Below are 17,150 nucleotides of genomic sequence, written 5' to 3'. Positions count from 1 at the left end.
CCACATACCTTTTCTTTTTTTAGATATATTCTTTGAATAAATCCCATGCGATTTTAAATATTCTTCTCTTTCAATAGAGTTTATCATTTCAGGTCCTGCGGCTGGCCTGATAAGTGCTTCTTATAAGAATATTGATGACAAGTGATTTTTATAAAACTTTTTAGAATCTATGAATTATATCTTTAAAACATAAGCTATAGGATAATTGCTATAGACAAAAAAGAAAAAAAGAAAGGAACTCAAGTTTAGAACTTGTAGTTCTCTTCTGGTTTGAATACTTTTACTTCAGACTTGTACAGGGCGAGCATGTCGCTCATGAACTTGTCGGACTCGTCAGTGAGTGCATTGATTGCCTTCTCTGCGTCTGCAAGTGCATTTGTCTCGAAGCGGGACATCTGGAGCTTACCCTCGGCCTTTGAGGCATTCAGGATCTTCACGGTCTCAACTGCAGCGGCCTTTGCACGGAGGTACAGATCGTTACCGTTCTTGGCAATTGCGTCACCAACCTTCCATGCGTTGTCGTATGCGAGAACGTATCCCTGTGGATCTCTGTACTTGTCGGACAGACACATCATGTCACGGAGCATCTTGCCGTTTCCGGTGTTGAGTGCAACGTTCATGAGGGCTGCATCCATGCTCAGGGTCTGTGCCCAGCACTGGACTGAGGTACCACCGAACTCACCGTGGTATTCAACAGACTCGTTGGACCAGAAGTCACAGCACTGCATTGTCAGGTTACCCATGACATCAGCGTGTGCACATGTTGCTGACTTTCCTTCCTGAGCTATTGGTACACCAGCTATGGACTTTACAATAGTGTTCTCATATCCACAGTCCTTACCTGGGCCCTTTGCCCCTGCTTCATATCCACAGAGTGTCCTTGATGCAGAGATTGTCCTTGCAATGATTGCCAGAGTGTGAGCAAGGTTCTTGTCAAGCAGTCCGCCTGCAATGAACATTGCAGTGTTTGCCTGTGAACAGTCCGTGTCACCAGCAGGGATTACACCCTTCTTCTGGGCGATCTTGGCAATGTCCTGCCAGATCATGGTCATGTCGAGGGATCCAAGACATCCGATAGAGTAGATCAGGCCTGGTACATCGTTTCTCAGGATCGCATAGTCGAGAACTTCTTTTCCACCCATTGTCTCAATGGACAGGAAGTCTGCTCCGCCTTCTGCAACTGCTTCGAAGGATTCCATAAGTAAGTCATACTTTGGACCAATCAGTGCAAGGTAGTCACGCTCTTCACGGATGTCACCGGGGGTGTGCCTGAGACCGCACTTTATGCCATACTCTTCATAATATTCTTCGAGAATGGTCTTCTGGACGTGAGCAATTTCGCCTCCCCATGAGGGGTTGTTAGTCATCTGCTGCACGTGTTCTGTCTCAAGTGAGATAGATGGGAAACCAATCTGTACAGCCCTGGCCATTATGTCAGTGGTAAGTCTGCGGTATTCAGAAACCAGTTTCTCTTTGCTCTGTCCGGCCTCTGGCCTTGGTGCATAGTTAACCTCGGCTGTAACATAACCGGCGCCGACTTCCAAACCTAACTTTGCCTTTACAGGGTGCTTTGCGTTACCGAAGAGCATGTCATCGGCCTTGCTGTATGCCATTTCAGTGTATCTTTTTACTGTCATTATTGTCACCTCTCGTTTAGTGCATGTGGAAGTGTTCTTTAAGCTGCTTCAAGCTCTTTCCAGCAAGAATCATTTCTGCCATCTGTGGGGCATTTGCGGCTTCTTCGCCATAGACACCAAGCTCATATGTGACTACGAAGTCTTGGTTCACAGCTCCGCCACCACACTGGAATGGTACTTTTATGCCAGCTTCAAGAAGCCTGTCGTTTACTTCCTTAAAGGCATACATTGTTGTTGTCATGAGTGCTGTACCGGTAAGCATCATTGGCTTCTCTTTCTTGACAGCTGCAATGACCTCATCTACTGGGACATCACGTCCAAGGTCAACTACCTCATAGCCTGCTGCTCTTAACAGGGCTGCGACGATGGTCTTACCAATGTCGTGAACGTCACCTTCTGCAACGTGGCAGACAACCTTGCCCTTTGGAGTTGGGGCTGAACCGGATTTTTCTTTACAGTATTCGATACCTGCAAGCATTGCATCAGCAGACATCATAACGTTTGGCAGGAATATGACACCAATGTCATACAGGTCTGTCACAATCTTCATTCCTGGCATCAGTACATCGTCAATCATCTTGATTGGGTCTGCACCGGCAGCAACTGCTTTTTTGAGGCCTTCGACGACATCGTCCTCTTCACCCTCAAATATTGCCTTGGAAATTGTTTTGGCTGGCTCAGCTTTTGGATATTTCTCAGCGGCCATGTCCTCAGGTGTCTGTGCCTTCTCCATTTGCACATTGTACCTAATTAGTATTTTACTGGGGTCTAAATCCATTTATTTACCTCCTTATTGTCTCGTTGCATGCATGAACGCATTGCAACTTAAACATGTGGCATTCAGATAACAGGCTTATTAAGCTGTAATGAGAGCTTCTCCTTACAACTGACATCTTCTACCTGTTTTTCTTCTTTCCACATAACTAAGTATCATTATCCCACTTATAACTATTACGGTCAATGCCTTTGTTGCAATCATATTTTAAATAATTACACTAGATAAAGAGAATACAAGTTTTTTTTTGAATTTTAATTAAATAATATTAAGTACTATGTTAATTATATCTATTAATAGAGCCTAGATAGAGATATAAGGGTAAATTAATTTTTTATTACTTATTTTAAGCCATATTAATCATTTATTATCAAAAAAAGCAATAAAGCACGTTTATTTGCAAATTTAAAATGTATTTTAGTATTAATATATATATAACATAAACCGAGCCGTATTAGCCTATATATATTCAGTATTAAAAAATACAAGTTTTAATTGAATTTGTTTTGACATTAACTGTGCAAAAAATAATATTAGTATATTTAACTTTAACTGCCAGAAAGAGACCATACCAAAAAGAATATATACTACATTTTTTCTGTGCTTTTTGTTAGGGAAAACATACTAATATAAAAAGTAGAAGGTTTGGATACAGAGATATTTTTTGTAAATACAAATGCATAAAAATAAGAAGTGTTGTGAGCTTATAATGCTTCATCCTAACATTATAAGCTCAAAGAAACGTGATGTTTATGCTTGTCACTTTTTTTGTGGACTTTTATGCCTTTTAAAGCAAATGCTTCGACAACACTGGAATCAACGAGATCTATCAAAGCAGTGTTATCAATGTTGGAAACAGCAGACAATATCTTGAACCTTGGCACCTCGGTCCTCGAACTTATGAGTTCCATGACCGGTTCCTCGTAATAGGCCGTAATGTTCATTTTGATTGTCTCACTACCATTTTCCAGAAACATCTTGATGTGACCAACAAACTCAGGACTGTGTTCCATAACCCTGGATTTGATCAATCCCATAGTATCCTGCACAACAGTCTGGGCAACATCCGGGAGTATATTCCCACCATCCACAATGAACTCCGTTGCATAACTGCTGATACCTGAAGCTTCTATGGAATCCATGCTCTCATCAGAATCCTGTTCTCCTTCAATTGCCTGCAGTTGCGGACTTACGGTACGAAGCGCACCTGCAATTGTTCCTGTTGTATCTTCTTCTAATATCAACCTGATAAAATCATACCAATGTTCATCCTGCAGCTTTGTAGAAAGCCGGATAACACTTGCCTTTGGATTAAGCTGCTGTACCGAGGCCTCAACAATAGGGATCTGACGTGGTTCCATAAGGTCGATCTTATTGATCCCCATGACCTCTGCATCAATGATCTGCCTCATAGAGAAATGTTTTACTTCCTTCATGAGCTGCTTGAACCTGCTGCCATCGATGAGCGTTACCAACGGTGCAACTACCGTCCCTTTCAGATCCATAAGATTGATCTCATTTTTGATCACCTGAGGGAAAGCGATACCAGTTGGTTCGATAAGTAAAATATCCGGCTGGAAATCCTTCATGAGTAGAGAGATAGTTATCTTCATGTTCACTTTAAGACTACAGCAGATGCAGCCACTGGTAAGTTCAGTGGTGTCAAGCCCATATTTAGAAATAATATCTCCATCGATCCCTATCTCACCTATCTCGTTAACAATGATAGCGACCTTTTTACCCAGCGCACTGAGTTCTGTACCAAGTCGTATGATAGTAGAGGTCTTGCCGCTTCCCAGAAATCCACCTATAACTATTACCCTCATTGGAATACCATCCATAAAAAGAGAAATGGAGTATCAGATCTCCATTACCTTCAGGTTCTTCCACTGGAATTGATCCGGCGGGCATGCCCTGATGCACCTCTTGCAATTTGAGCCATCACATAGATCAGATCTTATCATCACAACGCCTTCATCATCTATGGAAATAGCATCTGTCGGGCAGACCTTTATACATTTCTTGCACTCCGGGCATTCCACTTTCATAGTAAGATAAGTGCCCACCTGTTCCAGCACTTCAAGACCTTCCTCCCCCAGTACAGGTATATCTCTCTGCACACGCCTGTCCACTTTAACCGTCTTTGAAGCCTCTTCTATGATAGGCAAGCCTTTTTTCTTGAGTATCTTCTGGAGCATCTTGAAGGGCATACCTTCGGTCCAGTAGGATATTTCCTGGATGTATGCATCCTTAAAAGCCGGGTCTGTTGCGAACATTACATGATTGCTCAGGATCTTTCTTGCGATGTCCTGCAGTTCCCAGAGCCTCTCCTCTGAAAGCAGTATATCCTTGGCAACAGAAAGTGAAGTGTTACCAATTTGTATCACTTCATCCACATTGAAGGGTACCATGCCTACATGATGAGCCTTGACCGCATCCATATATGTTCCTGCGGCACCGGACATGTATGCTTTGCGTATATCACTTACTTCGATACCTGCAGCCTTACAGAGAGCAAGATGGCCAGCACGAAGAGCACCCATGGCAAGTCCTGCTTCACTCACATCCTGCTCGAAGAACTTTACCTTATCCTGCAAGTGGAGAATATGGTCAGGAGTATTGATCTTGGGCAGTTGTATTACACCTGCCTTCATACCAGCATCAACGACCGCTATAACACCAGTTCCGGTTATCCCCTTGGCTTTGAGCGGATGATCTTCAACTACCTCTCCACTCTTTGGGTCCACCAGTTTTGCTTTTATTGTGTTCATTTCTTCATCAAGCACATAGTTCCTTAGATTGCCATCCTCAAACTCCACATCAGATATCACAAAGGGAGAAGCAAGCTTCCCATGAGTTATCTGCTGACCTTCAAGCGCAGGACCTGCTGCTGCGGAACCAGTATAGATTGTACCATTAACAATCAGAGCCATCTCGGCATTAGTTCCATAGTCAGTAGCTATGGCAATATCAGTAGTTTCCAGAAACCCGGATTTAATTATGAGAGCAAGAGCATCCGCACCTATTTCATGCCTTATGGCCGGAGGAACCCTCAGAGTTGCATTAGGATAGACCTCAAGACCAGGTACATCACTGCAATTTAAGATAGCTGCATCTCTTTTTTGCTCTTTGATATTCAGTTTTTCCTTTTTCCTTTCACCTGCGTATGCAAGGTCATCAATGGGTATGCCCTGGAAAATCGATAACTGAATAGGGTTACCGCAAATAGCCAACCTTTCAAGTTCCTCTGGTTTGATCCCAAGCTGCTCGATGACCTTCCGTACCGCATTCACATGGAGTCCGTGTGCAAGATCCTGCCCATAATTAATAGCAAAATCCAGATGGTCCATGATGTTTGCACCAGGCAGGGGATTTCTCAGTGTAATAACTGTTTTCTTTATTTCCCCTGAATCAAGATCGACCTTCTGTGCACGGATCCCACTGGTTCCTATATCTACTGCAACACCTAGTCTCATTTTTATTCCTCTGGATACTCGTTCTTATAAATGATTTGTTTTCTCGTAGAGAACTATATATTCTTTTACATCACATCCTAGAAAAAACAGACGGGTTTATCCCTCTGCCGAAAAAGAAAGTAATATATTATGATTAATGACAAATCTACCATAAGAATACTGCCAAATCTTGTCAGTAACTACATATCTTAATATAGTATGAGTGTCAGCCTGCTTCATATATAAAAATAAAAAGATTTAAGTTTTTTCAATTAGCTTTGAACCCTTATCAGTAATCATATATTGAACGGTTCCAAAATCAGTGCTACATGCATTGCACGAAGCACACGAACCACATTCGTGAGAAACAGTTGTATTTGCCTTTCTGATATACCCCATCTGTTCCAGTGTCATTATCCTGTCTTTTAACTGTTGTCCTGACATACCCATCATATCAGCAGTTTCGTTCAGTGACATCCTCTCAACAAATATATACCTCAATATCTCGGAGATCATGTAAATTCCCTGATTTACTTGTTCATAGTCCTGAATTCTTTTTTCCATATAAGGTATCCGCATAATGGCAGTATCCCAAGATATATTGCTGGCCTGAGATCATATAAAATATCCCAGTAGCTGATTTGCGGAACATTTAACAGGTACATTTCCATCCAGTTACCTGCTATCACAAGTACATAGACCATTGCAAATAGTAGTGAGATAAGTATACCCACGTATACATAAGCAATGCCTTCATCTAATCCATTCCTCATTTCCATTAAACCGTAAATAAAAACACTGCCAATAAGCACCAGTATCAAACTGCCCATCAGATCTGAAGGAGCAAAGAGTATCCCAATAAGACCGTTTTCAAAGGAATTGACCGAGCATAGATTAAACATAGTAAGTAAGCTAAAAACTAACTGGATGCTCCCTGCGAGTACATAAAGGAAGCCATTAAGGAATGCAAATCGCATCTTATCTTTTGATATGCCTGAATATTGTTCCATAAATGTCCCTCAATTAAGCAACTTTCCTCCCTGGAACACTACAAAGGCCAATATCCAGGCAACGACTAATCCATAAACTACGGAAAAAGCAGTCCATTTCCATGATCCGGTCTCTTTTTTGATGATCCCAACCACTGCCACACAGGGCATATACAACAGACTGAAAACCATTATGCTCAGTGCTGTGATACTATACATATTGGGATCAGCAAGCAAGCTGTCTGTAAGAGCAAGCTGATCATCACCAACCCCATATAACACACCCAAAGATGCCACAACTATCTCCTTGGCCACGAATCCAAATAGCAGAGATACAGAGATCTTCCAGTCAAAGCCAAGAGGATCAAGAAGAGGCTGAATAGCATGTCCTATAATGCCTATAAAACTGTCCTCACTGCCATATTCAACTCCCCATGGCAAGGCAGCTAGCAGCCATATAACAACAGAACCCCCCAGGATAATAGTCCCTGCTTTTCTAATATACATCGAACCATTGTCCCACATATGATTTATACTGTTCTTTAAAGTTGGGACCCTGTATGGTGGAAGTTCCAGGATGAATGGAGCCGGATGGCCTTTAAGAGCGGTGGTGCGCAATAGCTTTGCAGAAGCCACAGCTACAAGTATACCCAGCAGATATATGCAAAAGATAACTGTTCCGGCATTTTTACTGAAGAAAGTACCTGCAAACAGTATATAAATAGGCAATCTTGCCCCGCAGGAAATGAAAGGGACCACCATAATAGTGGCCATCCGATCCATGCGATCCTCTATGCTGCGAGTAGACATGATAGCAGGTACATTGCACCCAAAACCAAGCAGCATCGGAATAAATGACTTGCCCTGCAATCCGATCTTATACATGACCCTGTCCACGATAAAAGCAGCCCGGGCCAGATAGCCGCTATCCTCAAGCATAGAAAGCAGGAAGAAAAGGATGAAGATATTGGGTATGAACGAGAAAACTGAGCCTACACCTCCAATAATACCCTCCCCTATCAGTGATGCAAGCCATTCCGGACGAACATGAACTGCAGTCACTTCCCCCAACCATACAAAGATCAGTTCAATAATAGCCATAAAGGGGTTTGCAAAACTGAAAGTAAGTTCAAAGGCACCCCACATAAGAGCGAGGAATATAGGAATACCCAGATACTTATTGGTCATGACACGATCGATCATATCCGAAGTTGTCATACGCGTCATACAGCGTTCGCACATCTGAGGGAACATGGCACTTATGACCTCATATCTTTTGTCTGCCATCAAAGCTTCATATTCTTCAATGTCCAGTCTCGAAAGGATGCTTTTTATCTCCGGGGCTACACTACTTCCGGCGATCTTACGCAGGATATTCTCATCCCCATCCAGTAACCTTACAGCCAGCCACCTTAAAGGATACCTTGAAGCAAGTCCCTTGTCCTGAGAAAGCACCTTCTCTAATTCTATTATCCTGGATTCGATCTCATCACCATAACCTATTTCCCGGCTATGATAGTTTTCCTTTTGCTTTTCAGCTATCACGGTGTCCAGAAGTTCATATATACCTACGTTGTCGCTTGCGATGGTTAGAACGACAGGCATGGCAAGGATCTTTTCCATTTTCTCTACATGTAGCTTGTCTCCCCTTTCTTCTGCCAGATCATACATATTAAGGGCAATGATCATTTTTGAACCCAGTTCCATGAGTTGTGTGGTCAGATACAAGTTTCTCTCGATATTGGTAGCATCCACAATCTGTACCACTACATCGGGCTTTTCATCAACAATGAAGTCCCTGGCTACAACCTCATCCAGAGAATAAGCAGTAAGGCTGTAAGTTCCGGGAAGATCTATGACCTCTATTTCATATCCTTTGTATATCTTAAAACCGCTTTTCTTTTCAACTGTCACACCCGGCCAGTTGCCCACATGCTGCCTGGAGCCGGTTATCACATTGAAAAGAGTGGTCTTCCCCACATTAGGATTACCTGTAAGAGCTACTCTTATCCTGTTATCTGCCATTGTCTCCCCATCATAGATCAATAGAAACACACAAAAAAGCGTTTTAACTTCATTATAAAATATCCTGCTGCACGAGATTATGCAATAATAGTCTCTACCACAATGTTCACAGCTTCTTGCCTCCTCATGGAAAGACTGTAACCTTTAATGCGGAACTCAATGGGATCACCCAGAGGTGCAGTTCTTACTACCTCTATTTCTGAACCAGGGACCATCCCCATATCCATGAGTTTCCTTCTTACCGTACCTTTAGCAAGAACTTTGATTATTCTTGCCTTTTCCCCAGGCAGGAGATCATTAAGTGTACTTTCCACCATTATAGTTCCCTTTTTTACAAAGCTGCTATTTTTGAGCATTAAACATGGTTCTAGATATATAGCAATTTCGGATTAGCTAATATAGTTAAGTACACAAAAACATTATAATTGAAACAGATACTGGATAATACAACAATGTAGAATAGCACTCAAAGCATCATTTCTGATCAGTCTTGTACTCTTTACCATGAACAGGGCACTGACCCCGTGAAGAAAGAGTGCAATCGATGTTTTCACCTGTTTCATAGAAATATTTGAAGTGGTCAAGGCATAAAGGCAATTCGTGATTGAAGTTCATAAATTCCACAAATTTTGTGAACCTGTCGAAGGTTTGGGGAGTGAGTATATGCTCTATCCTGCACGCATCGTGATTAGCTATTTCTTCATCAAGACCTATTATCAACAGAAAATCCCTGATAGTGCTATGTTTTTCCATTGTTTTCTTTGCTATCCTTTCGCCTTCAGCGGTAAGTGTGACCCCACCATATTTCTCATAATTGATGTACCCCATCTTAGTAAGCTTCTTGAACATGCCTGTGACACTGGGTGAGCTTAGCTCTAGTTCTCTGGACACATCTTTTACCTGAGCATAACCTTTTTTTTCGATTATTTTCTCAATTGCTTTCAAATAGTCTTCAGTTCGTTCAGTTGTCATGGGGAATTACCTTATCTTGATAAGCTAATAACATTTGGAATGAGAGTTGCATTACTATTTAAGTATAGCGATTTGCTTATATACTAACTAAAAAAGAGGACATGATACTATAGAGTAAGAAAGAAGGGATACTTTTTGAAGGCATTTGTCCCGAAAAAGGATGACAACTGAGCGGATGTTCAGCCATTCAGATACTTTTCAAGCCTGTCCATACCTTCTGAGATATTCTCAATACTGTTAGCATATGAAAATCTCAGATAACCTTCGGCCCCTTCACCAAAATCAATTCCCGGCGTAACTGCAACTCCAGTTTCTTCCAGGATCCGCCAGCTAAGTTCCAGTGAACTTGTGCCATACTGGCGCGCATCTGCCAGTATATAGTAAGCGCCCATAGGCGGTGTTCTTACTTTCATTCCTATGTCTCTGATCCTCTTAAGCATGTAACGCCTGCGTTTGTCATAGGTTCTGACCATTTCAAGCACCTGGTCCTGAGGACCTGTAAGTGCAGCCACACCAGCATGCTGAACAAAAGAGTTAGTAGATATGAAGAAATTTTGCTGGACCTTCTGCAATGTGCGCACATATTGTTTTGGGATTATCAGATACCCTAATCGCCAGCCTGTCATAGCATACAGTTTAGAAAAACCGTTGAGCACAAAGGCATTATCCGTATATTCAAGGATGGTATGGTCCTCACCCTCATAGACCAATCCCTGGTATATCTCGTCAGATATAATAGGCACATCTGCAGCTATCGCTGCCAGCTCCACGAGCTGCTTTGCTGTCATTACCTGGCCAGTGGGATTGCAAGGAGAATTGATAAGTATGGCTTTGGTTTTGGAATTTATGGCCTTGAACACTTCTGAAGGCTCCAGGATGAATCCATCCTCTTCTTTTGTATAGACGAAATGGGGTATAGCCTGCATCGCCCGAACAAAATTAGGATAGCATGCATAATGCGGGTTGGACATGATCACCTCATCTCCCCGCTCTAACAGCGCTATGAAGAGCAATAGCATACCAGGGCTTGTCCCTGAAGTCACAATGATCTGCCCCGGTTCAATGTTCAGCCCAAATTTCCTGTTATAATTATCAGCTATAGCCTCGCGCAGTTGAGGGATACCCTGGCTGTGAGTATATTTAGTTTCACCTGCACTCAAGGCTACAGAAACCGCCTCACATATATGTGGTGCTGTAGGATAATCAGGTTCCCCAATTTCCAGGTGTATGATGTGCCTCCCGGCTCTCCCCAGTTCCTGTGCTCTTTCCAGTATTTCCATTACATGAAAAGGAGGCATATCTATCACATTACGGGACAACATGTGCTTCAATTAGATCTTATACACTTAAAATGTACGGGTGAAGATGTGAAAAGGACAATCAGAAAGAATAAATGAAAAAAAGGGATAAAAAAAGAGAACAGGGATTATTTCTTTTCCCTGGCATAGGCAACAATTGCGTCTTTGATACCCCACTTAAAGGCAACAACAACCGCCAGACCCCATGCAAGAGGACCTATGAATAGGTAGAATATACCCGTATCTATAAGCATAGCGTCCAGGGCCAGAAGCATAACCACCAGAGAAAGAATTCCTCTGAAGGCAGGGACCAGGATATCAGCATGCTCAACTGACATGCCTTTCATTATATTAGCTATGTAGTCAGCGAAGAAGTCAATGGCAAGCAAACCAACTATCAATATCAGCAAACCGACAAACAGATTTGGCAGATAATTGATTACATCCTGTACGAGATTCGCTATGATGGTCAGCTTGAGTATGTTCAGTGCAGCCAGTATGAATATAAGATATCCGAATACCCGGACAATACCCGAAACTATGCTGGAAGTCTTCATTCCACTTGCTGTGATAGTTGCTCCCATTGGTGTGCTCTCTACCTTATCATCAATTCCCATACCAATGACGACATTGCGTACCAGATCTGCCAGGAAATCCACTATAAGAAGCCCTATGATCAATGTGATCATTGCAGCCAGGATGATAGGAATGTACAGAACTAAAGAGGCAATGAAGTCTGCAACAATCTGGATATTCAGCAGGTCGATGATGACTATTGCAAATATCAGATAAATGAACCATCTGATAGACACATCAAAGAAGTCTACAACATGTCCTCCAGTCCTTTTGATCATATCCCCGATGATAGTCTTGTTGATCAGATCATCAAGTCCTATCTTATCCAGGAACTTGGCTCCGATCTTACCTATTGCCTTTCCAACTACAAGGCCTACTATTAAAAGAATAATTATGGCAATTAATGTTGGAGCAAATGCAATGATTTGATCCACCATTCCATATAAACTAGTAAGTATTGGTGTTGATGCCATTTATACCACTCTCCGAATATGATAAAAGCGGGCAAGACGATAGATATGCTCTCACCATTCTGCCTATCTGAACCCTCTCAATAATGTTCTGTTGATTAAGATATTTAAAGCATTTGCCTGTATTCAAAAAGTGTTAGGCAGCCAATATGCAAAAAGATCTGATATTTCAGACATGCAGATGTATTTTTTAGCACGAGCAAATGATACATGTACCAGCAGTTAGAAAACCTACAATTCAATGGGACATTATGAGCTAATTTATGGGTTACTGCATCCAGGCGACATAATTAAAGATCTTCAGTCCCTGCCTGTTATCAGAGGATATTATCTGGTAGTGGGTGGTGGAAAAATAGGTACAAGCTTCACGGAGCATGCACGCAAGCATAGCTTTCCCCTTGTGATTGTGGTGGACAATGACAGAAATGCTCCAGCGTCTTCCGGTACAGAGATCATAAAAGATGTAAATTCCCTGCGTAAACTGCTGGAAGAAAAGTTAAGATCTCCACTTGAACAAGAAAACTCTCATATATATTTTTATTGTTCAGAACTCGATGAATTTCCTTTTATTCTCTCTTTTGGAATGCCTGAATATATCGTACCTGCTATTCCTTGCCATATGGCAGCTTATCTTGCAAAGGAATATCTCAATTATTCTAACAGAGAGGATAAAACTGTCACAGAGATAGAGATTCCTCCTGAAAATAAAGATATGATACAGTTTTTTGATCAATTCGTATCACACTTTCCAGAGAACATTAGAGCCGGCCTTTATCCTGCTCAGGGAATAGCTATGTTATCATACGCCAGACCTGGAGAGATATGCCCTGATGGATGCCCTGGCCCTGAGAAGTTTTGTCCTAATTTCAGAAGAGAGAAACCAAAGACAATAACAAATTACTTACGGGACCTGTTTCCCTTGATCAAAGGCTGGGTTTTCGAAAGCTACCAGATGAAACCGGGTATTGGAGCAATGAAAGGAGATGATATGAAACTGAATTTACTGGAAATGTATAAATATGTGCATTCTATTGATGCGGCTGCTAATAAGATAGATAATATTGATGGAACAAAAAACATCTTTTTTATCGCTACATCCTGCAACTGTCATGGTGTGGTGAACCTTTTCCGGATCTGTGTCCGGAATAAGGACAATTGCAGAATTGCAATAACCCAGCCATAATTAATATAACGTAGACCAAAAATATTCATAATAAAAAGCCTTCAATATTCAGAAGGCTTACTCTCGAGGGATTACCTGTCAGTCGGCTTCTTATATACTCTTATTATTTTCATCAATATCGTCTACTGAAATCAGATCCTGCCCAAAATGAGTACGGATGTATGCAGATCCTGTTTTCAGCTCTTCTTTGATAATTTCCGCAGTCTGTTCTGACATCTTTTCGTAGACTTGACAATTCTGCATATTAATTTTGTGCTTATTGATAAGTTGGGAGATAGAACCAACTACAACTGCCGGATTGCCTATAGCCACCGAATTATCTGGAACATTTTTTGTAACAACACTCCCTGCACCAATAACTGCATTGTCTCCTATACTAACACCAGGCATTATAATGCTTCCTGCACCAATGAAAGCATTAGGAGGCCATCAAATTAGCTCCTTATATTTCTATTCTAATTTGATGTACTTTTTTAGAATAGCCTCCCAAACGAATTCCTGAGTTTAACTTTATTTTGCAATTCAGTAAGCACTAATAGTTGATAGGAAACGAAATTCAGCAGAGAGTAGAGAGCTCTGCTCTCTACTCTTATTCTTCTGACATCGAAGTTCATCGTATCTTTCATGTGGCCATGTACTTTTTCGCATTCTACTCTTTTCTTGTATAACTCCCAAAATAATTCATCGAGGATGTTTTGATTTCTTAGGTACATCCCAACTTGTTCTTGTCTTCCATTTTCATACAGAAACTTCAGCTTATTTTCTATTTTGGTATGAACCTCTCCACCAAGTTTCCACATTTTGTTCACCCAATGATCAATCCTCTCTACTTCACCTTCTTTGTGCAATACTGCATCACAAGAGTAGGAAATAATTGGTTTTGCATTCAGATGATACCATATATCTGCATTGTTTTGGAATGAGTCATAAGCTCCATCCGCAGCATAAAATTCAATATTAGCTTCCATTTTCTTTAATGCGTGTATGTGTTTGATAAGTTCCGTAGAATCAGAACTAAGGCCATTAGTATATGTCATAAATACCGGATAAGTTCCAATCATTGTAATGTGAGCTTTGTCCATTTTACATTTATAATGCGGATTATAATCCGCATATTTGTCATATCGTGAAGCTTCAAGAGGTGTTGAATCTATCTTGGCGTCTTTTAACTTTGAGCTTTTAAGAATCTTTTCGCCTACCATTATTATTAGTTCATTGACCCCATCTTCTCCAAGTCTATATTTTACAAAATGATGGAGGGTTCCAGCTGAAGGAAGTCTTATTTGCCCATTTTTATCACAGAACGATAGCATAATAGCTTCTTCTTCTGTTAAACTGGATACTGTTTTTTCATAAGAGAGATTCCTGAAGCACTTTACAATAAAGAGCTTTATCATTGAGGAAACGTTATATTTAAAATGCCAACGTTTGTTGGTATACACAGTACGTTCAACGTATTGTGAAATGTCTTCTATACAGAGAAAATGAAGAAATTGGCAAATAGAGGCAGTTTCTCTGTAAAGATAGTTTTCTATGGAGTCCTCGAAGAGGACTCCTCTATACTCGATAGATTTTTTATCCATAAAGAAGCAAAATTTTTTATATTTATAGCTACCACTGACCAAAAAAAAAGAGAATAGCAGTATCAACGAAAAAAGGAATAGGTTTTTAAATCAAAATCCTAATTTGAGATTCTCATTAGAACCAATCGAAACTTTCCCAACCCGCGTGTAGCCTGTATAATTCCTAAGACTGCCATCGTGTGCCAGAACAATAGTCCCATATGATAAAACAGAATTATTTCCAATAGATACCAGCCAATTGTAGCCCGGATCTATAAGCACATTCCTTCCAATGAATACATTTTTTTCCAACATCATTTTTTTTCTAAACCTTATACTCCTTATGTTCACTCTTAAAAAAGATCTAGCAGAAGACATTATTTTAAAAATAGTTCTAAATGGCATTATGACACCAATCTTTGATTAATAAGGACGTTTAAATTAGTGTAACTATTTTAAAATTTTCCCCACACCTTGCTGTTACAGGAAGGTCAGCAAATTAGGTCCGTAGGAACAAAATAAGTTGTTAGATAAAAGTATATTATCTAGGAAACTACTAGCACACTTTACTGATATTCTCAGCTGAGGACAGTGAGGGGAAATTACCCCAAACCGTAATATTCATCCCTGGCAGCCACAAATGCCCTGATATTTTCAATTGATGTATGGGGGGCTATCCCACAACCCGGGGAAAGGATACCGACTCCATCCGCTATGCATTCCTTTGCTTCTTTTTTTACCTGTTCCGGAGATCTTTCCAGTAATGTAAAAACAGGAGAGATATTGCCTACAAGACAGGCTCTACCTGCAACCACCTGATTTGCATAGGCGAGGTTCACTTTCTCCTCTATGCTCAGTCCTTGAAAACCGGAATCTGCCATATCATCCAGGATTTCCGTAGCATCACCGCAAATGTGAAGGATCGTAGGGCCTCTCATATCCTTTGTAAGCGACCTGTAAAAAGGTAATATCATGGATTGGAACAGAGGAGGAGGGAATAGATCAGGACCTGCCTCTGAATCTATTATCACCACCGCATCCACACCCCTGTCAAACAAGGCATTTGCATATTCCTTGCAAACACTTGTACCCAAGACCAACAGTTCTTTAAGGACTTCAGGTGCAGTGATACACCACATTAGATAATTGTTCACACCACACAGACAACAGGCAATAGCAGCAGGGCCCAGTATACCAACAACTATCGGAACTTCATCCGAGAGTCTGTCTTTTACAATATCAGTAGCCTGGAGAATCGTTTTTATTCTTTTACTTTCAAGCAAGTTATCAGGTACCAGCAGACCTGCAACATCTTTCTTTTCCTTGCATGGGAAATCTATGATCTGGGGCTGGCTGTCCAGAGAACCCTCCCTGACAGTGCAACCAAGAGTCTCAGGCATCACAGTGTTGCAAAAAGGATACCTTACCGCCTCAAGTCCTGTAATCTCGTGTGCCGCAATAGCCAGAGTTGCCATTTTCTCAGGATCATAATGCGCATCGGGCCATTTTGCACCTGTCATTTCCATGAGCTCCACAGTTCCTGTCTGAGTTACTGAACAGACAGGTACCTTATCAACATCTTTTCTTTCAAGAGAAGCGATAAAACGCTGTTTCAAAGTTAGGTCTGACAAGAACGGTTCCTCCATAAATGCTATAATTGCCCATATTGGATCATTATTATTGAAATAACTTAATTACTAATTCATTTTAATGTAAACCACTTACACATCCAAGTCTCCGATCATATAAGGTTCTGATCATCTCATATTTCAAATGTTCGATACTCTGGATGCCCTTACACATTATATGCAAAATAATAAATAAAAATATAGATCTCTGCCTGGATATCAGATCCTCAGCACAAGATCCTCAAATGCACATGCATTGTCCGCAGAGGCCATAATATATGGTCTTAGTACATCAATACCTGCATTCATGGTAAAGGATGCTGCAAATATATCCTGGATATCTATGTCACCATGTTCGAAAAGGTCACCTAATACTTTCATTCCTTCAATAAAACCAAGTTCTATGACCTCCAGTGGGCTTACGCCAAAATCCAGTGCCTCGTAGGATACTTGTTCTGCGGTGACGTTATCACGTTCAATGACTGACCTCTTTGCTTTTGTAAGGAGGTTTGTAGCTTCTGTTTCAAATAGCATGTTATCATCACATGTTTCTCTGGTCTGTATTCTTCGATACTTCGAA

The 17,150-nt window shown here is 41.0% G+C and carries 17 protein-coding genes; 1 reads left to right on the top strand and 16 read right to left on the bottom strand.

Annotated features, from left to right (window positions below; translation table 11 throughout):
- Positions 1 to 245: 245 nt before the first annotated feature.
- The 11 genes from mtaB to METHO_RS03715 all read right to left on the bottom strand — a co-directional run bounded on the left by mtaB (position 246) and on the right by METHO_RS03715 (position 12,200).
- Positions 246 to 1,637, bottom strand: a complete 1,392-nt coding sequence (gene mtaB / locus METHO_RS03765) for a methanol--corrinoid protein co-methyltransferase MtaB (RefSeq protein WP_015324191.1) — start codon at positions 1,635 to 1,637, stop codon at positions 246 to 248.
- 16 nt (positions 1,638 to 1,653) lie between these two features.
- On the bottom strand, positions 1,654 to 2,415 hold the full coding sequence (gene mtaC, locus METHO_RS03760; protein WP_015324190.1) for a methanol--corrinoid protein MtaC: 762 nt from the start codon (positions 2,413 to 2,415) through the stop codon (positions 1,654 to 1,656).
- Positions 2,416 to 3,137: 722 nt separating this feature from the next.
- On the bottom strand, positions 3,138 to 4,238 hold the full coding sequence (locus METHO_RS03755) for a GTP-binding protein (RefSeq protein ID WP_015324189.1): 1,101 nt from the start codon (positions 4,236 to 4,238) through the stop codon (positions 3,138 to 3,140).
- A gap of 33 nt (positions 4,239 to 4,271) precedes the next feature.
- Positions 4,272 to 5,888, bottom strand: coding sequence for a methylamine methyltransferase corrinoid protein reductive activase (locus tag METHO_RS03750; protein WP_015324188.1), 1,617 nt, complete (start codon positions 5,886 to 5,888; stop codon positions 4,272 to 4,274).
- Positions 5,889 to 6,125: 237 nt separating this feature from the next.
- On the bottom strand, positions 6,126 to 6,431 hold the full coding sequence (locus METHO_RS03745; RefSeq protein WP_156811022.1) for a winged helix-turn-helix transcriptional regulator: 306 nt from the start codon (positions 6,429 to 6,431) through the stop codon (positions 6,126 to 6,128).
- Positions 6,398 to 6,877, bottom strand: coding sequence for a hypothetical protein (locus METHO_RS03740; RefSeq protein ID WP_015324186.1), 480 nt, complete (start codon positions 6,875 to 6,877; stop codon positions 6,398 to 6,400). Before METHO_RS03740 ends, METHO_RS03745 begins: the two co-directional genes overlap by 34 nt.
- A 9-nt stretch (positions 6,878 to 6,886) precedes the next feature.
- Complete coding sequence (feoB, locus tag METHO_RS03735) at positions 6,887 to 8,881, bottom strand: ferrous iron transport protein B (RefSeq protein WP_015324185.1); 1,995 nt, start codon at positions 8,879 to 8,881, stop codon at positions 6,887 to 6,889.
- A 77-nt stretch (positions 8,882 to 8,958) separates the two neighbouring features.
- Positions 8,959 to 9,198 (bottom strand): FeoA family protein, encoded by a 240-nt coding sequence (locus METHO_RS03730; RefSeq protein ID WP_015324184.1) that lies wholly within the window; start codon positions 9,196 to 9,198, stop codon positions 8,959 to 8,961.
- Positions 9,199 to 9,355: 157 nt separating this feature from the next.
- Complete coding sequence (locus tag METHO_RS03725) at positions 9,356 to 9,853, bottom strand: metal-dependent transcriptional regulator (protein ID WP_015324183.1); 498 nt, start codon at positions 9,851 to 9,853, stop codon at positions 9,356 to 9,358.
- 179 nt (positions 9,854 to 10,032) lie between these two features.
- Complete coding sequence (locus METHO_RS03720) at positions 10,033 to 11,175, bottom strand: pyridoxal phosphate-dependent aminotransferase (protein ID WP_015324182.1); 1,143 nt, start codon at positions 11,173 to 11,175, stop codon at positions 10,033 to 10,035.
- Between the two features lie 104 nt (positions 11,176 to 11,279).
- The gene (locus METHO_RS03715) at positions 11,280 to 12,200 is read right to left on the bottom strand and encodes a mechanosensitive ion channel family protein (RefSeq protein WP_015324181.1); all 921 of its coding nucleotides are present in this window, start codon (positions 12,198 to 12,200) and stop codon (positions 11,280 to 11,282) included.
- A gap of 238 nt (positions 12,201 to 12,438) precedes the next feature.
- Between METHO_RS03715 and METHO_RS03710 the strand changes: the two genes are divergently transcribed.
- Positions 12,439 to 13,380, top strand: a complete 942-nt coding sequence (locus METHO_RS03710; protein ID WP_015324180.1) for a hypothetical protein — start codon at positions 12,439 to 12,441, stop codon at positions 13,378 to 13,380.
- A gap of 90 nt (positions 13,381 to 13,470) precedes the next feature.
- Here METHO_RS03710 and METHO_RS13075 read toward each other — a convergent pair whose 3' ends face one another.
- The 5 genes from METHO_RS13075 to METHO_RS03685 all read right to left on the bottom strand — a co-directional run bounded on the left by METHO_RS13075 (position 13,471) and on the right by METHO_RS03685 (position 17,104).
- A complete protein-coding gene (locus METHO_RS13075; RefSeq protein ID WP_281162799.1) occupies positions 13,471 to 13,791 on the bottom strand; it encodes a DapH/DapD/GlmU-related protein in 321 nt (106 codons plus the stop codon).
- A gap of 62 nt (positions 13,792 to 13,853) precedes the next feature.
- The gene (locus METHO_RS03700) at positions 13,854 to 14,963 is read right to left on the bottom strand and encodes a transposase (RefSeq protein ID WP_015323778.1); all 1,110 of its coding nucleotides are present in this window, start codon (positions 14,961 to 14,963) and stop codon (positions 13,854 to 13,856) included.
- A gap of 90 nt (positions 14,964 to 15,053) precedes the next feature.
- A complete protein-coding gene (locus METHO_RS03695; protein WP_048831039.1) occupies positions 15,054 to 15,260 on the bottom strand; it encodes a hypothetical protein in 207 nt (68 codons plus the stop codon).
- A gap of 284 nt (positions 15,261 to 15,544) precedes the next feature.
- Positions 15,545 to 16,573 carry a methylcobamide:CoM methyltransferase MtaA gene (gene mtaA, locus METHO_RS03690; RefSeq protein ID WP_015324179.1) on the bottom strand — a complete coding sequence of 343 codons (1,029 nt, stop codon included), beginning with the start codon at positions 16,571 to 16,573 and terminating at the stop codon, positions 15,545 to 15,547.
- A 216-nt stretch (positions 16,574 to 16,789) separates the two neighbouring features.
- On the bottom strand, positions 16,790 to 17,104 hold the full coding sequence (locus METHO_RS03685) for a B12-binding domain-containing protein (protein ID WP_015324178.1): 315 nt from the start codon (positions 17,102 to 17,104) through the stop codon (positions 16,790 to 16,792).
- Between the last annotated feature and the right edge of the window lie 46 nt (positions 17,105 to 17,150).

It is taken from the genome of Methanomethylovorans hollandica DSM 15978 (assembly GCF_000328665.1).
Lineage (GTDB): Archaea > Halobacteriota > Methanosarcinia > Methanosarcinales > Methanosarcinaceae > Methanomethylovorans > Methanomethylovorans hollandica.
The sequence above is the reverse complement of the archived record's forward strand: the minus strand, read 5'-3'. Positions and strand labels throughout refer to the sequence as shown.